The following is a 14,914-nucleotide window of genomic DNA, read 5'->3' on the forward strand; positions in this document are numbered from 1 at the left end:
TATAGTCTTCCGATGAGCTTTTCACCCAGGCAGTTTTAATTGCCGTTGCAGGGTAATATGAGTTAATATTTCATGATTAAGTGATGACGCCATTTTCATAGTAAGATTGAGTATTTTACTGACTCCAGCCATATGTCCATTTTGGATTGCAAGCCGATCACATTGGATTTCACTTTCAATGCTCATCTGATGTTCCGGAACAGGGTATTCAATGTGGCCGATTTCGTGCCATATGATCGCTTCTTTTATATCACTGTCATCACAGAAGACCTGGTAATCATAAACAACAATGAACCAATCAAATTCTTCTTCATAGGATTTATAAAACAATGTCAGGATTCGAGAATCGATATCCCATAGATCAAGCCATTTTCCACTTTTAAAACCAAATACCTTTAACACGGCCTCCTTATTTTCGATAATCGCTATTCTCCCATTGACACGATACTTATCCGGGTCCAAAAGTTCACCAATACAAATCAAAGAACTCCCCCTTTTTAAGAAGACCTGTTACCATTGTTATATATATTGGTTATTGTTAAACAACATGATTAAAATAAATTAGGTAGGATTGTGATCAGAAGGGAGGAAGCTGGGTATGCTTTGTTCACATAGATACTTGAAAGTGGATCGAAGAATTGAAGGTAATGAACAAGTTTATGAAGAGTACGAACAATTGATGCAAATGTATCATGACAGGATTACCACAGCTTCTGACGTTTTTTATTTGCATGATATTTTGGATATTACATTCAAGAAAATGTCAGGCATGACAGGATTCCTTTATCTTCATACAACAAGAGGGGTTTATTCCTTCTTTACTAATGCAAAGCCGGATCAGCTCATCACAAAATATAAAGAAATAAAACATCAAAAATTTACTTGATTTTACATATTAAGTAGCAAAAATCACACTCTATATACAAAGGGTGTGATTTTGTGCTTTTATCCATTTTAGGTGCAATTGGATACCAATTGAATGAACATCTGCTGGTTTTAAGCTCCATCTCGCTTCAGGAACTATTAGATGCAGAAGCCAAGTACCATAAGGTATTAAGGACGTATTGGCATGAGAATAACTTCCTGACTTATAAATGGTGGTTTTTGGTGGTTCTATCCATTGTCCCGGCTATTATCTGGTGGGTGCGAGTCGATAAAACGAGGCTAATTGAAAATACAGCGTTCGGTTTGTTCTATGGAGTAACAGCAATCTTCCTTGATTCTATCGGAAGCAACGCAATGGTTTGGACCTATCCGGTCAGGCTCACTCCATATTTAAATCCGCAGTTATATCCATATGATGTGGGAGTTGTCATCATTCCTTTTATGTTCGTTTATCAAGCATTCAGCATGTCATTCAAAAAGTTTTTTGCTGCAACAGGTGTATTATCCCTTTTCCTGGCTTTTATAGCAGAACCATTCATGGTGTATCTCGACATCTATAAAGAAATTACCTGGAAACATATTTATTCTTTTCCGATTTACTGGTTAATAGGGATCATGTGCTGGGTCATCATTAATAAATTCAAATCCTATTCAACTTAAACTTGAAAATCCCTCGCCTAAGGCCAGGGATTTTTATGTTATATTATGTTGGTAGAAAAGGAAGTGAAAATATGACGGACTTTACCATTAAAGTCATTGAAATTATTCAAGCAATTCCAGTTGGAAAGGTAATGACATATGGCCAGATAGCAAAGAGTGCAGGAAGCCCCAGGTCCGCAAGGCAGGTTGTCCGAATACTTCATTCCATGTCAGATAAATATAACCTTCCATGGCATAGAGTGATCAATTCAAAAGGTGAAATCGGCCTTCGCGACGAAGAATCATTCAATACCCAGAGATTTTTGCTGGAATCAGAAGGAGTTAAATTCAACACAGAAAGATCTTTGCCGCTTAAGGAGTATTTGTGGCAGGGGGAAACCGAATTTTATTAATGGGTATAGGAAAGTGGCTTTCCCTATCAATTTTTCATTTTTAAAAAACACCCACAGGGTGCTTTTTTAAAATTATTTTCTCTTTGAAAGATTTTGTCTGTCAGTTGATAATGGTGGTTGTTCAAGCCATTCGTTTGCAACCAAGATATTGACTCCATCTTCAGAATATTTGAGGACCTCTGCATTCAATCTTGAATAATCAATTACAAGATCACTTCTTTGACTCTCAGATATAGCGACCCCATAATTCCCAATCCCAGCATAAATCATCATGCTGAAATGGAACATCATTAATTTATCTGAAAAAACAAATTCGGTCGATTCAGTTACTTCCTGTTGAATACCAGCTGGCGCAGGCAGCGAATTCTTTTCTAAATAATCCCTAAGAGTCCTTACATGCTTAAATGCTATTTCTTTTCCTCTTATGAAATAATTCCGCGCTTGCTTGGTCTGGGCAATTTGGCTAAAGCCTGTCGATATAGCAGCACCTAATTGGTTTGTCTCAATATTAAAGTGAAGGTGGGTGATTTCTGTACCCGATAATGCTTCTCTGCGTCCTAATCCCTCAAGGAAAAAGGATTGTTTTTTGATGAATTCCACTTTATTGGGATAAGGGATGAATGGGGGACGTTTAGCCTGGCCTTTTTCTAGTAAGAGCATGGTCACTTTATTTTCAAGCTCGATTGAGGATGTCAACGCTTCTGAGTAAAAGCTTTTAACGTCTTTGCGGTATATATTTGGAAGCATCCTGCTGTACCCGGCTAAACCGCCACCAGCCATGTTTTTTAAGTATTGCAAGTAAAGGATATCCGAGAATAACCTTTTGGCTTTAAGGTTCACATCCTGGTCGGTGAATCCCTGCGGAACTGCTATTTACTCTTGGACGAATATTCCTTTAATGATTTTCACATGCTGAGTCAATAAATCGAGGGAATGGTCTATGATTTCCTTAATATCAGGATCATCAATATGCTGAAGAAAATACTTTAATACACAGATTGACATCGTATCCGATTAATATGTTGTCCAAAGATATGAAATTTCGGCTGCAGTTAGCTAGATGGTATCATGGGTACTCGCCATAGGAACTCCTCCTTCACTATAAAATAATATACCCGAAGCCAAAATGAAATATAACGACAAACCTACAAGAATAATACATAAATCTGCAATTTATTCTTAAATTAAATACAATGTGTTGAGGGTTTTTGTACTTCTGGATAGGGGAATAGTATAAGAGGAGTAAATTGCATTGCGAGGTATATTATGGAAGTTACATTGCTTGAAAAAGAAATAAGCGGATATATAGGAAGGTTGCTAAGAGAGAATTTTGGACGCGGCCCCGGTAACGTGTTTTGTACAATCTCGAGTCCTTTTGTATCAATCTACATTACCAACTTTCTATCCCCGATGGAGAACACTCTCCTCTCTAACCAACAAAGCGTCTATGTCCAAAAAACAAGAGACTTGATGATGGAAACGCTCGAAGAGGAAATCAAGTCCTATATTGAATCGAACACAAAAGATAAAATAGAGGAATTTTACTATGACTGGAACCTAGACGAAAAATCTGGAATGTTCTTATTCATCTTTGAACAAGACCACCTTCAGGATTCCCACTCATACGTAAATAAACATCTTGTTGAGCAAAAAACAATTGAGCTAAGTAAGGAGATTCAAAAAACTCCTGAAAGCACTTATTCAAAGCTGCTTAACGAGCGGACACTGATTGTTGTCCGTCAAGGCATATTGATCAGCCTGGAAAAAGAATTCATTCATTTAGGTTTCTCAGAAACCTTGAAGATTGCTAAGAGGAAGCTTGAAAAGAAAGTGATAAATAAACACCTAAAATCCTATGAAACCTATCTAGATGCTAAGGTTATTGATTGCTTTGTTGACTGGAACTTCAATGAGGATAAGAGCTTTATATTATTTATCTTGAAGCCATAAAGTGAAGTTCTTCTTGATTAATCCATTTCAAGATGTTACTATACTAATAAGGGTAAAGGTTAAAACTCTTAACCTTGCTTAATTGAAAAATCTTTAACAATTAAATACATTAATTCTGATAGCAATGAATGGGCATAGAACCAAATCATAAGTCAGAAAAGGATGAATGAATATATAATCCTTTTCTGACTTTTTTTATTGTCAAATAATGGATTTATTAACTGTAAAGGAATGATTATATACTATAATGAACATAAGCAAAAAAGATATAGTTTCATGCATTGATACTTTTGTATTGGAAAAACAACAATCGATAGCGGAATCTCCTAATACGATCAAGAAGAAGGAGCTTGAGACGTATCTAGAGGAATATGCATTGGAGCAAGGTATTTCTTACGTAAAACAGTCGAAACCCACAAAAACCATTTATACTTTCACTGTCGGGAGCCAAGAGGCTCAAGTGGAATTTTTCTATAGATATAGCCACTATTACACTAGACATTCTATAACTCTTAACTAAAAAGCTGTTCCTGAGGGAGCAGCTTTTTATTTTTTTGCCGGTAAAGGTATTGAATTCACGCAGGTGTTATAGGATAATTTTGTCATTGTCCATTAAAGTGGAGATCTACAATTTACTAGTTATGATACTAACATGTTCGTGAAGGAATCACAGAAAAAATTCAGGGGGGGATAAAAGGTGAATTTCGCTCTAAAAGCTTTGTTGATCATCATAGGGACACTTTCAATAGCCCTTGGAGTGATTGGGATTGTTGTTCCTCTCTTACCGACCACCCCGCTGATCCTGCTGGGTGCAGCCTGTTATGTGAAGGCTTCAGATGATTTGTACCAAAAATTAATCAAGAATAAATGGTTAGGCAGGTACATTAAGGACTTCCGTGAGAAAAACGGAATCACGCTTAAAAACAAGGTGCTTAGCCTGAGCTTAATGTGGATCTCAATCCCGGGGACCATTTTGTTTGTAGACATTGAATTTTGGCTTGCAGCCGTCCTCATCATCGTTGCTGTTACAGTCAGCGCCTATATATTATCCTTTGATACTATTTAAGATGGCAGCTACTATTTCTACCACCATTCAACAGCCACTTCCTTGACAGAAAGAACTATAATTTATACAATTATCTTGATTTCGAGATATATAAACCAGAGGTAAAGATATCTTTGAAAAGGAAGGAGACTTGAAATGAAACATATTTTTAAAAAAGGAACAGATTCAACGAAGCCAACGTTATTGCTGCTGCATGGCACAGGGGGAACTGAAAACGATCTTCTTCCATTGGCGAATATGATTGACCAGGAAGCGACTGTATTGAGTGTGCGAGGGAACATCCTTGAAAATGGAATGCCTCGTTTTTTCAGGAGGCTTGCTGAGGGTGTCTTTGATGAAGAGGACTTGGTCTTCCGTACTCGAGAACTTCATGAGTTCTTATATGATGCCTCGGAAAAATATGAACTTGACCGTAGCAACATTGTTGCAGTTGGTTATTCAAATGGCGCCAATATCGCCGCTAGCTTACTTTTCCACTATAAGAATGCCCTCAAAGGAGCAATCCTCCACCATCCAATGGTTCCAAGAAGAGGGATTGAACTGCCGGAACTCTCAGGGACAGAAGTGTTCTTAGCTGCCGGGAAGAACGACCCGATTTGTCCAGCAGCCGAGTCAGAGGAATTGAAATCACTATTGCTTAAAGCTAATGCTCATATAGAAATGCATTGGGAGAACAGCGGGCATCAATTGACCCTAAATGAGGTTGAAGCTGCACGCGAATGGTATGTACGCAGGTTTTAAAAGTTCATTAATAAAGAAGAGCAATGTGAAAACATTGCTCTTTTTTTGTTATTCATTGTTATTGCACAATGTATCACGCATTGAGAACTAGCCTAAAGAATATTTATTTTTTATAAATAGACAACATCCGTGAAGTAAAGGGATTTAGGGGCAGGGGGCGTAAGTGAATAGTTATAGACTGAGGCATAAGGTAGTCATGTTGGGCTTGTTTGAAACTATTATACATTGCTTTGCCACCCGTTGAGTTTGCCGAGTGGATAGTGATCCGATTGGCATACAATTGTTTTTGAATCATAATTTCTACAAGCATTAAGCCATTTCTTACATGGCTGGTCAGATCATGATCCAGTGAAAGGTGGTCGATGTCATAGTTTTTCAACAGATAGAGGCATTCATCAATCGTTTCTGCCAATACATAGCCCTCAGGTGGTTTGCGGTAGTCATCCAGGAAAACACTAATCTTCTCCATTTCTTCTCTCCTTCCCTAAAAGGGGTGACTAAGAAAAGTCGAATAGCCCTGGTGAATTTCCTTATTCCCTCATGGTAACATACATTTGGGCGTAAAAGGACATAAAAGGTTTGGGAAATCCTTCAAATTTCTAAAAGCAGAATTTCTCAATATCATTGATGTAAAACGGAAAAATTTAGTCTGGGAGGACCCCCACCTTATCTGCTTAGTCTAGGGTCCTTTCACATCACTTTAAAGCTCTAAATACTTTAGCAAGAATATCGGGTCTCGCAAGGTGTATTGGATGCTTTTTTAGATGCAGAACCTGGATGAACTGAGTGTAAACATCCTCATTATGAGAGCTTGCCGCCACGACTTTCTTTACAAACCATTGCAACATCGAAAGACCTATTGGTTTTCTTCCTTCGGTCGTTCGGAAACGAAAGTCTTCTGTTAAGGCAATTAGCCAGGGGATTTCAAGGATATTGCCGACCTTTTTATGGTAGCTTTTTGTTAACTGTTTCTTGGTTGTCTCCTTCATTAATAGCTCCTTCAATGCCTTAGCTTCCATTGCAGCAAGGCTCATTCCCTGTGCAAAAACAGGATCAATCCGACAAACAGCATCACCCATCACAAGCAAGCCAGAAGGAAAATCCTTAAGTTTCTCTATATGGTAACGGCGAAGGGCAGGGAACCGATAGACCTCTATTTTCTGCGAGTATGGTAGTTCGTTTTTTATCACCTCATATAAATCAGGGTGTTCAAGTGTTTTTGCATATCGCATAAAACTGTCTGCATCATTAGGGACATCCTTGGTACCATAGCCGATCAGGGTTATCAACATACGATTCCCTTCAATAGGGGAAATCGTCCCGCCGCGATTAGTCTCGGGAGGATTAGGGTAAGCGAGAAGACTGTGCCAATCCATTGATCCAGAAGAGAATCCTTTATACACCATACTGGCATAAAATAAATCCACCTTAACTTCTGTTTTGGGAGGAATGCTGTATCCTGAGTCCCGCAGCCATTGGTTATGGAGTGCGGCAGCCCCTGAAGCATCGATTAATAAATCTGCTGAGAGTTCCGTTATTAATCCTTCTTCATCCTCGAATACCACTCTATCCATTTCGTTTCTATTAAATAGTAGACTCTTAACTTTGCAGCCGAATCGAAAATGAATGTTTGATATCATTTCCATTTTATTCTGAATCTGTCTTTCAAGTAATGGACGACTTTGCTGGCTAATGAATACATTTGAAGTAAATCGAATCTTATGCCTTCCGTGGTGTGACCAAACGAGATCTCTTGCAAAATCAGTTTTTTTGGCTCCCTTTTGGGACAATTCCTCAATGATTCCAGGGAAAAACTCCTCAAGGATCTCTTCCCCACTTTTCAATAGGACGTGGCCATGGGCACTCTGCGGAACCCCTTTCCTGTACATGACCTGTTCAGCGCTTTTATCTTTTTCTATTACTATTACTTCATTGAAAAACTCAGACAGGACCCTTGCAGCAAGCATGCCCGTAATGCTGCCTCCTGCTACTACTGCTCTATTTCTTTTCATTTTTTCCGAGTTCATCTTTTGCGCCAATTCCCCTCATGTTGATATATTAAGTTAAAATGATAGTAAGAATGCCGAAAGCGACAACAGGATAATTTTACCGGAAGAGGTGTCGAATTGAAAGAGTTACAAGCATATACAAAGGAATATCAAAAAGAAATGGGCTGGGAAATCAATAAAGAAAACTATGCTAAAAGCAGAGAGTCTTTATTGAATAACTATTTACTTCTGACTACTGAGGTAGCAGAAGTTGCGGAGGAGTTGAGGAATGCTTTTAATCTCACACAAATGAAGGTGAAGGAGGGAATGGGGGAAGAAGAGGCGTTCGCCGCTGCGAAAGAGAGCATCAAAAAGGATGTTGGTAAGGAGCTGGCTGATTGCCTCGCGTATCTATTGAAATTTTATAACTACTTTGATATAGATTTGGAAGACAGCTTTTATGAAAAAATGCAAGAAGTTAGAGGGCGGAAAAACAAAGATCTTTAATTTAAGGTAACAGGGGGATTTAAAGAAAATAAAAGTATAGCTTTTTCACGGATGCTTTAAGATTGGAGCTCAAGCTTATGAATGAACATCAATGGGATAAATTGCTGAATGTAAGAACAACAGGTGACCAAAAAGGATTCATGACTTCATTGCATTACCATCGGTATGAACCCACCCCATATAGTGCGCTAGAGAAATTTTTCAACGATTATAAATTTGCACATGATGATCATGTAGTCGACTTTGGGTGTGGGAAAGGACGTATGAACTTTTACCTGAATGATCTCTTCAATTGCCATGTTGCCGGAATTGAAATGAATGAAGCGTTCTATATAGAAGCCCTAGAAAACAAACAGAATTACTTAAAGAACTATCGTTACAGAGCGGATAAAATTCATTTTTATTGCGTTTTGGCGGAGGAATATGAAATTTCACCTGATGAAAACAAGTTTTATTTCTTTAATCCTTTTACCGTTCAAATTTTGATGAAAGTGGTAAACAATATCCTAATCTCTTTTGAGGAATATCAAAGGGAAATAGATCTGATTCTTTATTATCCATCTGAAGACTATATCTTTTATTTAGAGAAGCAAACACCATTTGAATTGATCAATGAAGTGAACTTACCTGAAAATAACCCGAATGAACGGTTCTTAGTCTATAGATTGAAATCGTATAAGTAAAGCTATTAATTCATCTGTATAAGGATGCCCCAGCAAAATGCCGGGGCAAAATCCAATTATTTAACACGCTGAGGATGTTGATCATCAGCCAGCATTGCTGCTTTCGCATTGAGTTCCACCTGTTCTGGGGACTTGCATCCTGGAATGACAGCAGTTACTGCAGGGTGTTTCAAGACCCAGGATAATGCCCACGTGGCCATAGGCACACCTTCAGGAACCTCGTTTTGTTGGATCTCTTCTACCTGCTTGAGTAGGGTGCCTGTTTCTTCGCTGTCATGTTTTGAGCGGACATCATCAGCATTGAAGGTTGCACCTGGTTTGTATTTTCCGCTTAAATATCCACTAGCCAGCGGAACCCTGGCAAGTACCCCAAGTTTTTGATCTTGGCTAGAAGGGAAGATTTGTTCTTCCGGCTTCCTGTCAAGGCGGTTGTATACAACCTGTATGGCACCTGCTTTTACGTCAGTAGCGTGGTCCGTTTGGTAGCTTTCTTCATTTGATCTCAGTGATATTCCGAGGCTGCGGATTTTTCCTTTCTCCAATTGCTTATCGAGCATTGTCCATAATTCGTCGTTGTTGAATTCTTCGTCTGTACATGAGTGAGCCTGATACAAATCTATGTAATCTGTTTTCAGTGCTTTTAGTGAAGCATCGAGCTGCTTTAATACTTCATTTGCACTCCAGTGACGGGTCCTTTCAAAATTACCGTGGAAATGATGGCCGAATTTTGTTGCCACAATCCAGTTCTCTCGCTTTCCGCGGCTCAGGTAATCTCCAATAAGACTTTCTGATAAGTGATTCCCATAGCATTCAGCTGTATCGAGGAAGTTGATACCTTTCTCATTTGCTTTGTCAAGGATGGCATCAACTTCATATTGTCCAAAAACCTTTCCCCACTCACCGCCATACTGCCAAGTCCCAATTCCGACTACAGATATATCAAGGTTTGTTTTCCCTAAGCGTCTGTATTTCATTTCTTTCGTCACTCCTAAAATAGTTTACATCCATCTTATCATTTGACTGTTTTGAACAAAAATATGTTGCACATATACAATGATCATATACAGCATCAAAGGAAAAGGGCTGGTTTTAGAGGAATTCAAGCTTTAATCAAGAAATTATAATAGATCAAACAACTGACAAGGGGGGAACCCAATGGAAGAAAAAGTATTGAAAGCCATCCAGGATGAATACCCAGAGGATTTTTCGTGGTGTTATGGATGCGGGAGGATGAATGAGCACGGACACCATTTCCGGACCGGTTGGGATGGGGAGAAAACCGTATCCATCTACAATCCTAAAAAAGAACATATGGCACTGCCTGGGTTTGTATATGGGGGAGTGATTGGTTCATTTGTGGATTGCCACGGCACTGGTTCAGCAGCATTATACCTTCACCGTCAAAATGGATTTGAACCTGGTGACGGGGCAGAACCACCTAGATTCGTAACAGCATCCTTGCATGTCGATTTCTTGAAGCCGACACCTCAAGGAACTGCATTAAAGGCAATAGGAACCGTACATGAAATCCATCCAAAAAAATATCGAGTTGAAACAGAAGTGTATGCTGGGCAAACATTGTGCGCTAAAGGAGAAGTCATCGCTGTTGTGATGCCAGATACATTTACATCTAATTAGGACAAAAAAAGAGGCTGACTCCAAAGGCGAATATATTCAGCCTTTGGAGTCGCCTTTTTATTATGGATAATCTTGTCGACCGCAAAATGGATGTCGCATTTTTCTGAACACACGTGAAAAAGTGTCTCCATGAGCTCGATGGATACCGTATATTTCCGTTCTCACCCGAATAAGTGTCTCCATAAGGACGATGGATGCCGCATTTTACCGAACACACGTGAAAAAGTGTCTCCATGAGCTCGATGGATACCGCATATTTCCGTTCTCACCCGAATAAGTGTCTCCATAAGGACGATGGATGCCGCATTTTACCGAACACACGTGAAAAAGTGTCTCCATAAGCTCGATGGATGCATCTTTTTTCCGTTCTCACCCGAAAAAGTGTCTCCATAAGGTCAATGGCTGTGTATTTTCTATTGAATAGGTTCAAGCATAGTTGTCGGGAAATATCCTTCCTGTCCTGAATCTTTCATTTTCACTTTTGTTCGTCTAATTTCTCTTTCCAGGATTTCTGCTTCACTGCCTTGTTTGATTTCCTCCACTTTATGTTCTTGTACGACCTTGTCTACACCTTCTAAATCGTTTATCTCAATTAATTGATAGAGCTCGTCGTATGCTTCCGGTGTTAGTGCAAGGTAAGCATCTTTTTGAACAGTTGCTATATCTCCGGCTTGAAGAGTGTTGTCTTTAACCTCTTCTTCGCTTTCTTTATACGTATCTTTCATGTTCTGGATGATTCCCGGTGCCTCTTCTTTCACTTTATCGACTACTTCTTTTGATTTCTCTTCTGTCGCCTCAGCGGCATTCTTTGTTTCTTCTTCTATTTCTTTCACTCCCTGTTCTGCTTCATTGCTGTTGCAGCCAGAGATGAGCATGATTGCCAAACTGGCAGGAATAATCAATTTATTCAATGGTAGCGACATAATATATCCTCCTGGAACCGTATTTTTTATATTTTAGGATACCACTTTGGCATTCATATAAAACATTCGCAATTTTGTCGACAATTGATGTGGTTTAGTCAATAATGACTTTATGTATAGGAAACGAGGGATTGCATATGAACAAGAAAACTAGAATTTCCCCCTTTGTAACAGCGGAAATGTTCGTTAAAGAACATTTTCCTGACTGTGACGCTGCGTTGTTAGCGGGAAGTGTAACAAGGGGAGAAGCAACTGTTACCTCTGATTTGGATATCGTGATATTCGATCAGAAGGTCCCATCAGCATACAGAGAGTCATTAATTGCCTATGGCTGGCCAATCGAGGTGTTTGTCCATAGTTTAAATTCCTGCAAGCTTTTCTTTGAGAGTGATATTAAAAGGGCGAGACCAAGCTTACCGAGAATGGTTGCGGAAGGAATGGTGATTAGGGATAGTGATTTTCTGCCCCGGATCATTGAAGAAGCAAAGAGGATCATTGAGATAGGACCTGAGGAGTGGACGGACAAAGAGCTCGAGTTTAAAAGATATTTCATAACTGATACGCTTGATGATTTCATTGGATCTGAAAACAGGGCAGAGGCAATCTTCATTGCAGGTACTCTGGCTGAACAGCTTCATGAATTTGTGTTAAGGACAAACAAGCGATGGATCGGCAAATCAAAATGGGTGGTGAGGGAATTAAATCGTTTTGACCCTGTATTCACTGAACAATTTGTAGAAGCTTTTTCCCATTATTACGAGACTGGTAATAAATACAAGGTCACAGAATTAGCGGAACTGATTTTAGAACCCTTCGGGGGAAGGCTATTTGACGGCTTTTCAATAAAGTAAAGTAAGCAAAAGCAGCCTGTATATTCTAGGCTGCTTTATCTGTTCCTGCCGAATTTCACTTTTTTGTGTGCCATCTAAGTTTATTAAATGGTAACAGTAATACTTTAACCTCATTCATGCCTTGAATGAAAATAAAAGCAATAAAGCTGCTATTCCCTGTATACAGAGGCTGAAAAGGATAAAGAAGATGATCATTTCCTGCTCGGAAACTATATTCTCAGGTAGACCGCAAATAGCCGGTTTTTTCACTACCGCGCCAAGCATGGTTCCCATGATTGCACTTGTGCCGCCGTTATATATTCCTGCAATCAAGGATTGTTCATTTAACAATGAGCCAAATAAATAACCTATCGTGATACCAAGCAATATGTTAAGCACTCCGACAATTTCAAATTGCGCTGGAAAAAGTAATGTGAGGTTCAGCGAAGCCACTAGTCCCACTATGCTGCTAGTAAAATAGGAAGCTGTATATCCGAACCTGTCACTAAAAAGCAGTCTCGACTTTCGAAGCCTTAAATATAGCCATGCTCCTACGAAGAAATTAATGAATGTAACGGATATCAATAATAAGCTCATACGATAGACACACCCCCAATTTTACTAGCTCAGGTTTTGTAAGCTGAGGAGGCTGCTAAGCAAAAACAGCTGATTATGAAAATCTCAATCATGATTAAGAACAAAACCCCTTCCAAGGCCGCAGCCCCTACCATAGGAGCCATGATTCCCATCATCAAGCCAGTGATAAATCCAGACAATAAAGTTTGATAGTCAAAGAGATTCCCAAACAAGATCCCAGAAAGACAACCGATTATCACTGAAAATAATGTCGCTTCCAAAAAGTAAAAAGGATATAGATTAATAAAAATAATCCCGGTCCCAAGAGCCAAACCGCCACTGGAGACCATGGTTATGTTCATTCCTAAATGATAGCCAATTCGCTTTCTTCGATTGTAAAGAAATATATATAGTACATATGCGGACAAGAAATTAATTGGGTAAAAAATCACAATCCATTCCGGCATGACACATCACCTCTACTGTTCAGTGTATTCATAATGAATGATGAGGTGTTTGAATTTTTAGGCAATTACATTGACACTTATGATATTTGCCTCATAAGATAATGGGAAAATTTGTTAGAGGGGGGCAGTTTGTTGAAAACGGGTATGCGTCATTCGGATTATTTGAAAAATCTATTAGAGGAAAGAAAACATGAAGCCAGGATAATTGATCCAATCCATGAAGTGGGAGATCACATCGCCTCCCCGCCTGGTGCGACTTCGCTTGAAGAGAATAAAATCATTTCGGAATACCTGGAACAAAAAAATCTTCAGACATTGGCGAATGCTGTACCTGAATTTAAAAAGCCATTGATTTTGAAGAAGTTTTTTAAGATGAAAAGGAACCAGGAAGTAATAGTTTATATAGAGGATAAAGCCAATGTAAAGGAGATTTGCGGAAAGGTTAAGGCAATCGGAAGGGATTTTGTCACATTGACGAATCTCAAAGAGCGGATATGGATTCCATACAATTCCATTAAATCAGCAAACACTCCATCCGGTGTGCCGACTTACGAAGGCGAGCATCAAAATTTCATTTATGATAATGATCTGAAACGAAAACTGATAACTGATTTTGGTGAAACAGTTGTCAAACGGGAGGTCTTGATTCAACAATTTTTTGAAGAGACACTTAAGGGGAATCTTGAGAGGTATCAAGGGGTTTGGATTAAGGCAGTTTTACCTGAACAGACAGCTTTAGGGAAAATCTCTTCAGTCTCTGGTGAATGTTTGTTATTACAATCATATGGTTCAAAAAAGGAAATTGCCATTAGTGATCTTACGTATATTTGTTCTGTCCGCCTTTTTACGCAGATGCTTTTAATGGGGAAGAACATGATTAAGAGTTTGTTTCGATAAGAATTTAACAAGTTTTATTACGAGAAAGGGTGAAACAACTTGAATGAATCTCAACTTCAATCATTAGTGCCATCTTCTGGTGTTGGGGAAGTCAATGATCCTCTATATGACTTTTTTAAGGGAGAGATGGGCAAGCAAATTCTAGTCATTACGGAATCATCACAATTAAATATCTTGGGGCAAACTTTCAGACCGATTTTTTGCGGCAAGATTGCAGAAGTGGAACCTGGCCATTTAACATTATCTCCTGTCACAGTCAAAATCCTGAATGCACCGTTCCATAAGTTCCCGGTTCCCTTGTCCATTCCTTTTGAAAAAATCGCCCACTTTACACCAGATATTGATTGCTCGATGAGAATACCGTTAGTTTAAACACAAAGAACAAGGAGGCATTTTTCTGATGTCGGCAGATTACTCACAAATGACAAATGTGAATGAAATCCATGACTCTGCCATCATAGAACATTTTAGAAATGGAATAGGCCACAAGTCGCTGGTCATTACTCCATCCTATCCCTATATGTTTGTTGGCACAATCAAGGAATTGATCGGTGATACGGTCAAGATTGATGTGGAAACGACTCACTTTGCACAGTTAGAAAACAGGGAATGGTACATCCATATTCATAACATTGAGGTTTTCTATATAGAAAGACCAGGTGCACCTGCCATCCCAGAGCTAAAGGATTATTAAATGAAGGGGGGAAATCC

21 protein-coding genes and 1 pseudogene are annotated in these 14,914 nt (G+C 39.0%); 13 read left to right on the forward strand and 9 right to left on the reverse strand.

Annotation, left to right across the window (positions count from 1 at the left end):
* Positions 1 to 21: 21 nt before the first annotated feature.
* The gene (locus AB5I83_RS04725) at positions 22 to 483 is read right to left on the reverse strand and encodes a hypothetical protein (protein ID WP_448973198.1); all 462 of its coding nucleotides are present in this window, start codon (positions 481 to 483) and stop codon (positions 22 to 24) included.
* Positions 484 to 598: 115 nt separating this feature from the next.
* Between AB5I83_RS04725 and AB5I83_RS04730 the strand changes: the two genes are divergently transcribed.
* The 3 genes from AB5I83_RS04730 to AB5I83_RS04740 all read left to right on the forward strand — a co-directional run bounded on the left by AB5I83_RS04730 (position 599) and on the right by AB5I83_RS04740 (position 1,937).
* Positions 599 to 886, forward strand: coding sequence for a hypothetical protein (locus tag AB5I83_RS04730; RefSeq protein ID WP_448973200.1), 288 nt, complete (start codon positions 599 to 601; stop codon positions 884 to 886).
* A 53-nt stretch (positions 887 to 939) separates the two neighbouring features.
* The gene (locus tag AB5I83_RS04735; protein ID WP_448973202.1) at positions 940 to 1,545 is read left to right on the forward strand and encodes a CBO0543 family protein; all 606 of its coding nucleotides are present in this window, start codon (positions 940 to 942) and stop codon (positions 1,543 to 1,545) included.
* A gap of 71 nt (positions 1,546 to 1,616) precedes the next feature.
* Positions 1,617 to 1,937: an MGMT family protein gene (locus AB5I83_RS04740; protein WP_448973204.1), complete on the forward strand. Its 321-nt coding sequence runs from the start codon at positions 1,617 to 1,619 to the stop codon at positions 1,935 to 1,937.
* 72 nt (positions 1,938 to 2,009) lie between these two features.
* Here the strand turns inward: AB5I83_RS04740 and AB5I83_RS04745 are convergent, their stop codons facing one another.
* Together AB5I83_RS04745 and AB5I83_RS04750 are read right to left on the reverse strand one after the other, a co-directional pair.
* A complete protein-coding gene (locus AB5I83_RS04745; RefSeq protein WP_448973920.1) occupies positions 2,010 to 2,537 on the reverse strand; it encodes a DUF3231 family protein in 528 nt (175 codons plus the stop codon).
* 9 nt (positions 2,538 to 2,546) lie between these two features.
* Positions 2,547 to 2,942: pseudogene (locus AB5I83_RS04750) on the reverse strand (DUF3231 family protein); the annotation flags it as partial.
* Between the two features lie 261 nt (positions 2,943 to 3,203).
* Between AB5I83_RS04750 and AB5I83_RS04755 the strand changes: the two are divergent.
* The 3 genes from AB5I83_RS04755 (at position 3,204) to AB5I83_RS04765 (ending at position 5,694) form a co-directional block, all read left to right on the forward strand.
* Entirely contained in the window at positions 3,204 to 3,887 is a 684-nt protein-coding gene (locus AB5I83_RS04755) for a DUF2294 domain-containing protein (RefSeq protein ID WP_448973206.1), read from the forward strand.
* Positions 3,888 to 4,584: 697 nt separating this feature from the next.
* Positions 4,585 to 4,953: a YbaN family protein gene (locus AB5I83_RS04760; protein ID WP_448973208.1), complete on the forward strand. Its 369-nt coding sequence runs from the start codon at positions 4,585 to 4,587 to the stop codon at positions 4,951 to 4,953.
* A 135-nt stretch (positions 4,954 to 5,088) separates the two neighbouring features.
* Positions 5,089 to 5,694 carry an alpha/beta hydrolase gene (locus AB5I83_RS04765; RefSeq protein WP_448973210.1) on the forward strand — a complete coding sequence of 202 codons (606 nt, stop codon included), beginning with the start codon at positions 5,089 to 5,091 and terminating at the stop codon, positions 5,692 to 5,694.
* A 103-nt stretch (positions 5,695 to 5,797) separates the two neighbouring features.
* On the opposite strand, the gene AB5I83_RS04770 is transcribed toward AB5I83_RS04765, so the two are convergent.
* Both AB5I83_RS04770 and AB5I83_RS04775 read right to left on the reverse strand, forming a co-directional pair.
* Complete coding sequence (locus tag AB5I83_RS04770) at positions 5,798 to 6,163, reverse strand: cyclic-phosphate processing receiver domain-containing protein (RefSeq protein ID WP_448973212.1); 366 nt, start codon at positions 6,161 to 6,163, stop codon at positions 5,798 to 5,800.
* 226 nt (positions 6,164 to 6,389) lie between these two features.
* Positions 6,390 to 7,721, reverse strand: a complete 1,332-nt coding sequence (locus tag AB5I83_RS04775) for an FAD-dependent oxidoreductase (protein ID WP_448973214.1) — start codon at positions 7,719 to 7,721, stop codon at positions 6,390 to 6,392.
* 99 nt (positions 7,722 to 7,820) lie between these two features.
* On the opposite strand from AB5I83_RS04775, the gene AB5I83_RS04780 reads away from it, so the two are divergent.
* Both AB5I83_RS04780 and AB5I83_RS04785 read left to right on the forward strand, forming a co-directional pair.
* On the forward strand, positions 7,821 to 8,189 hold the full coding sequence (locus AB5I83_RS04780; RefSeq protein WP_448973216.1) for a MazG nucleotide pyrophosphohydrolase domain-containing protein: 369 nt from the start codon (positions 7,821 to 7,823) through the stop codon (positions 8,187 to 8,189).
* A gap of 77 nt (positions 8,190 to 8,266) precedes the next feature.
* Positions 8,267 to 8,872: a methyltransferase gene (locus AB5I83_RS04785; RefSeq protein ID WP_448973218.1), complete on the forward strand. Its 606-nt coding sequence runs from the start codon at positions 8,267 to 8,269 to the stop codon at positions 8,870 to 8,872.
* 56 nt (positions 8,873 to 8,928) lie between these two features.
* Here the strand turns inward: AB5I83_RS04785 and AB5I83_RS04790 are convergent, their stop codons facing one another.
* Entirely contained in the window at positions 8,929 to 9,846 is a 918-nt protein-coding gene (locus AB5I83_RS04790; protein WP_448973220.1) for an aldo/keto reductase, read from the reverse strand.
* A 181-nt stretch (positions 9,847 to 10,027) separates the two neighbouring features.
* On the opposite strand from AB5I83_RS04790, the gene AB5I83_RS04795 reads away from it, so the two are divergent.
* Positions 10,028 to 10,510 carry a PaaI family thioesterase gene (locus tag AB5I83_RS04795; protein ID WP_448973222.1) on the forward strand — a complete coding sequence of 161 codons (483 nt, stop codon included), beginning with the start codon at positions 10,028 to 10,030 and terminating at the stop codon, positions 10,508 to 10,510.
* Positions 10,511 to 10,923: 413 nt separating this feature from the next.
* Here the strand turns inward: AB5I83_RS04795 and AB5I83_RS04800 are convergent, their stop codons facing one another.
* A complete protein-coding gene (locus tag AB5I83_RS04800) occupies positions 10,924 to 11,433 on the reverse strand; it encodes a hypothetical protein (RefSeq protein WP_448973224.1) in 510 nt (169 codons plus the stop codon).
* 137 nt (positions 11,434 to 11,570) lie between these two features.
* On the opposite strand from AB5I83_RS04800, the gene AB5I83_RS04805 reads away from it, so the two are divergent.
* Positions 11,571 to 12,284, forward strand: a complete 714-nt coding sequence (locus tag AB5I83_RS04805; RefSeq protein WP_448973226.1) for a nucleotidyltransferase domain-containing protein — start codon at positions 11,571 to 11,573, stop codon at positions 12,282 to 12,284.
* Positions 12,285 to 12,398: 114 nt separating this feature from the next.
* On the opposite strand, the gene AB5I83_RS04810 is transcribed toward AB5I83_RS04805, so the two are convergent.
* Entirely contained in the window at positions 12,399 to 12,860 is a 462-nt protein-coding gene (locus AB5I83_RS04810; RefSeq protein WP_448973228.1) for a hypothetical protein, read from the reverse strand.
* Between the two features lie 29 nt (positions 12,861 to 12,889).
* Entirely contained in the window at positions 12,890 to 13,306 is a 417-nt protein-coding gene (locus AB5I83_RS04815) for a hypothetical protein (RefSeq protein WP_448973230.1), read from the reverse strand.
* A 132-nt stretch (positions 13,307 to 13,438) separates the two neighbouring features.
* Here AB5I83_RS04815 and AB5I83_RS04820 point away from each other — a divergent pair, with 132 nt between their 5' ends.
* From AB5I83_RS04820 to AB5I83_RS04830, 3 genes are read left to right on the forward strand one after another with little or no spacing between them, the layout of a single operon-like run.
* Complete coding sequence (locus AB5I83_RS04820; protein ID WP_448973231.1) at positions 13,439 to 14,203, forward strand: hypothetical protein; 765 nt, start codon at positions 13,439 to 13,441, stop codon at positions 14,201 to 14,203.
* A 39-nt stretch (positions 14,204 to 14,242) separates the two neighbouring features.
* Positions 14,243 to 14,575 (forward strand): hypothetical protein, encoded by a 333-nt coding sequence (locus AB5I83_RS04825; RefSeq protein WP_448973233.1) that lies wholly within the window; start codon positions 14,243 to 14,245, stop codon positions 14,573 to 14,575.
* Positions 14,576 to 14,603: 28 nt separating this feature from the next.
* On the forward strand, positions 14,604 to 14,897 hold the full coding sequence (locus AB5I83_RS04830) for a hypothetical protein (RefSeq protein ID WP_448973235.1): 294 nt from the start codon (positions 14,604 to 14,606) through the stop codon (positions 14,895 to 14,897).
* The last annotated feature ends 17 nt before the right edge of the window (positions 14,898 to 14,914 follow it).

Source organism: Mesobacillus sp. LC4, from assembly GCF_053543455.1.

What these genes read in the sequence shown, in the direction of transcription:
- AB5I83_RS04830 (WP_448973235.1), top strand. Translation starts at nt 14,604, where the DNA reads ATGTCGGCAGATTACTCACAAATGACAAATGTGAATGAAATCCATGAC.
- AB5I83_RS04730 (WP_448973200.1), top strand. Translation starts at nt 599, where the DNA reads ATGCTTTGTTCACATAGATACTTGAAAGTGGATCGAAGAATTGAAGGT.
- AB5I83_RS04805 (WP_448973226.1), top strand. Translation starts at nt 11,571, where the DNA reads ATGAACAAGAAAACTAGAATTTCCCCCTTTGTAACAGCGGAAATGTTC.
- AB5I83_RS04740 (WP_448973204.1), top strand. Translation starts at nt 1,617, where the DNA reads ATGACGGACTTTACCATTAAAGTCATTGAAATTATTCAAGCAATTCCA.
- AB5I83_RS04755 (WP_448973206.1), top strand. Translation starts at nt 3,204, where the DNA reads ATGGAAGTTACATTGCTTGAAAAAGAAATAAGCGGATATATAGGAAGG.
- AB5I83_RS04790 (WP_448973220.1), bottom strand. Translation starts at nt 9,846, where the DNA reads ATGAAATACAGACGCTTAGGGAAAACAAACCTTGATATATCTGTAGTC.
- AB5I83_RS04775 (WP_448973214.1), bottom strand. Translation starts at nt 7,721, where the DNA reads ATGAACTCGGAAAAAATGAAAAGAAATAGAGCAGTAGTAGCAGGAGGC.
- AB5I83_RS04785 (WP_448973218.1), top strand. Translation starts at nt 8,267, where the DNA reads ATGAATGAACATCAATGGGATAAATTGCTGAATGTAAGAACAACAGGT.
- AB5I83_RS04770 (WP_448973212.1), bottom strand. Translation starts at nt 6,163, where the DNA reads ATGGAGAAGATTAGTGTTTTCCTGGATGACTACCGCAAACCACCTGAG.
- AB5I83_RS04765 (WP_448973210.1), top strand. Translation starts at nt 5,089, where the DNA reads ATGAAACATATTTTTAAAAAAGGAACAGATTCAACGAAGCCAACGTTA.
- AB5I83_RS04815 (WP_448973230.1), bottom strand. Translation starts at nt 13,306, where the DNA reads ATGCCGGAATGGATTGTGATTTTTTACCCAATTAATTTCTTGTCCGCA.
- AB5I83_RS04800 (WP_448973224.1), bottom strand. Translation starts at nt 11,433, where the DNA reads ATGTCGCTACCATTGAATAAATTGATTATTCCTGCCAGTTTGGCAATC.
- AB5I83_RS04810 (WP_448973228.1), bottom strand. Translation starts at nt 12,860, where the DNA reads ATGAGCTTATTATTGATATCCGTTACATTCATTAATTTCTTCGTAGGA.
- AB5I83_RS04795 (WP_448973222.1), top strand. Translation starts at nt 10,028, where the DNA reads ATGGAAGAAAAAGTATTGAAAGCCATCCAGGATGAATACCCAGAGGAT.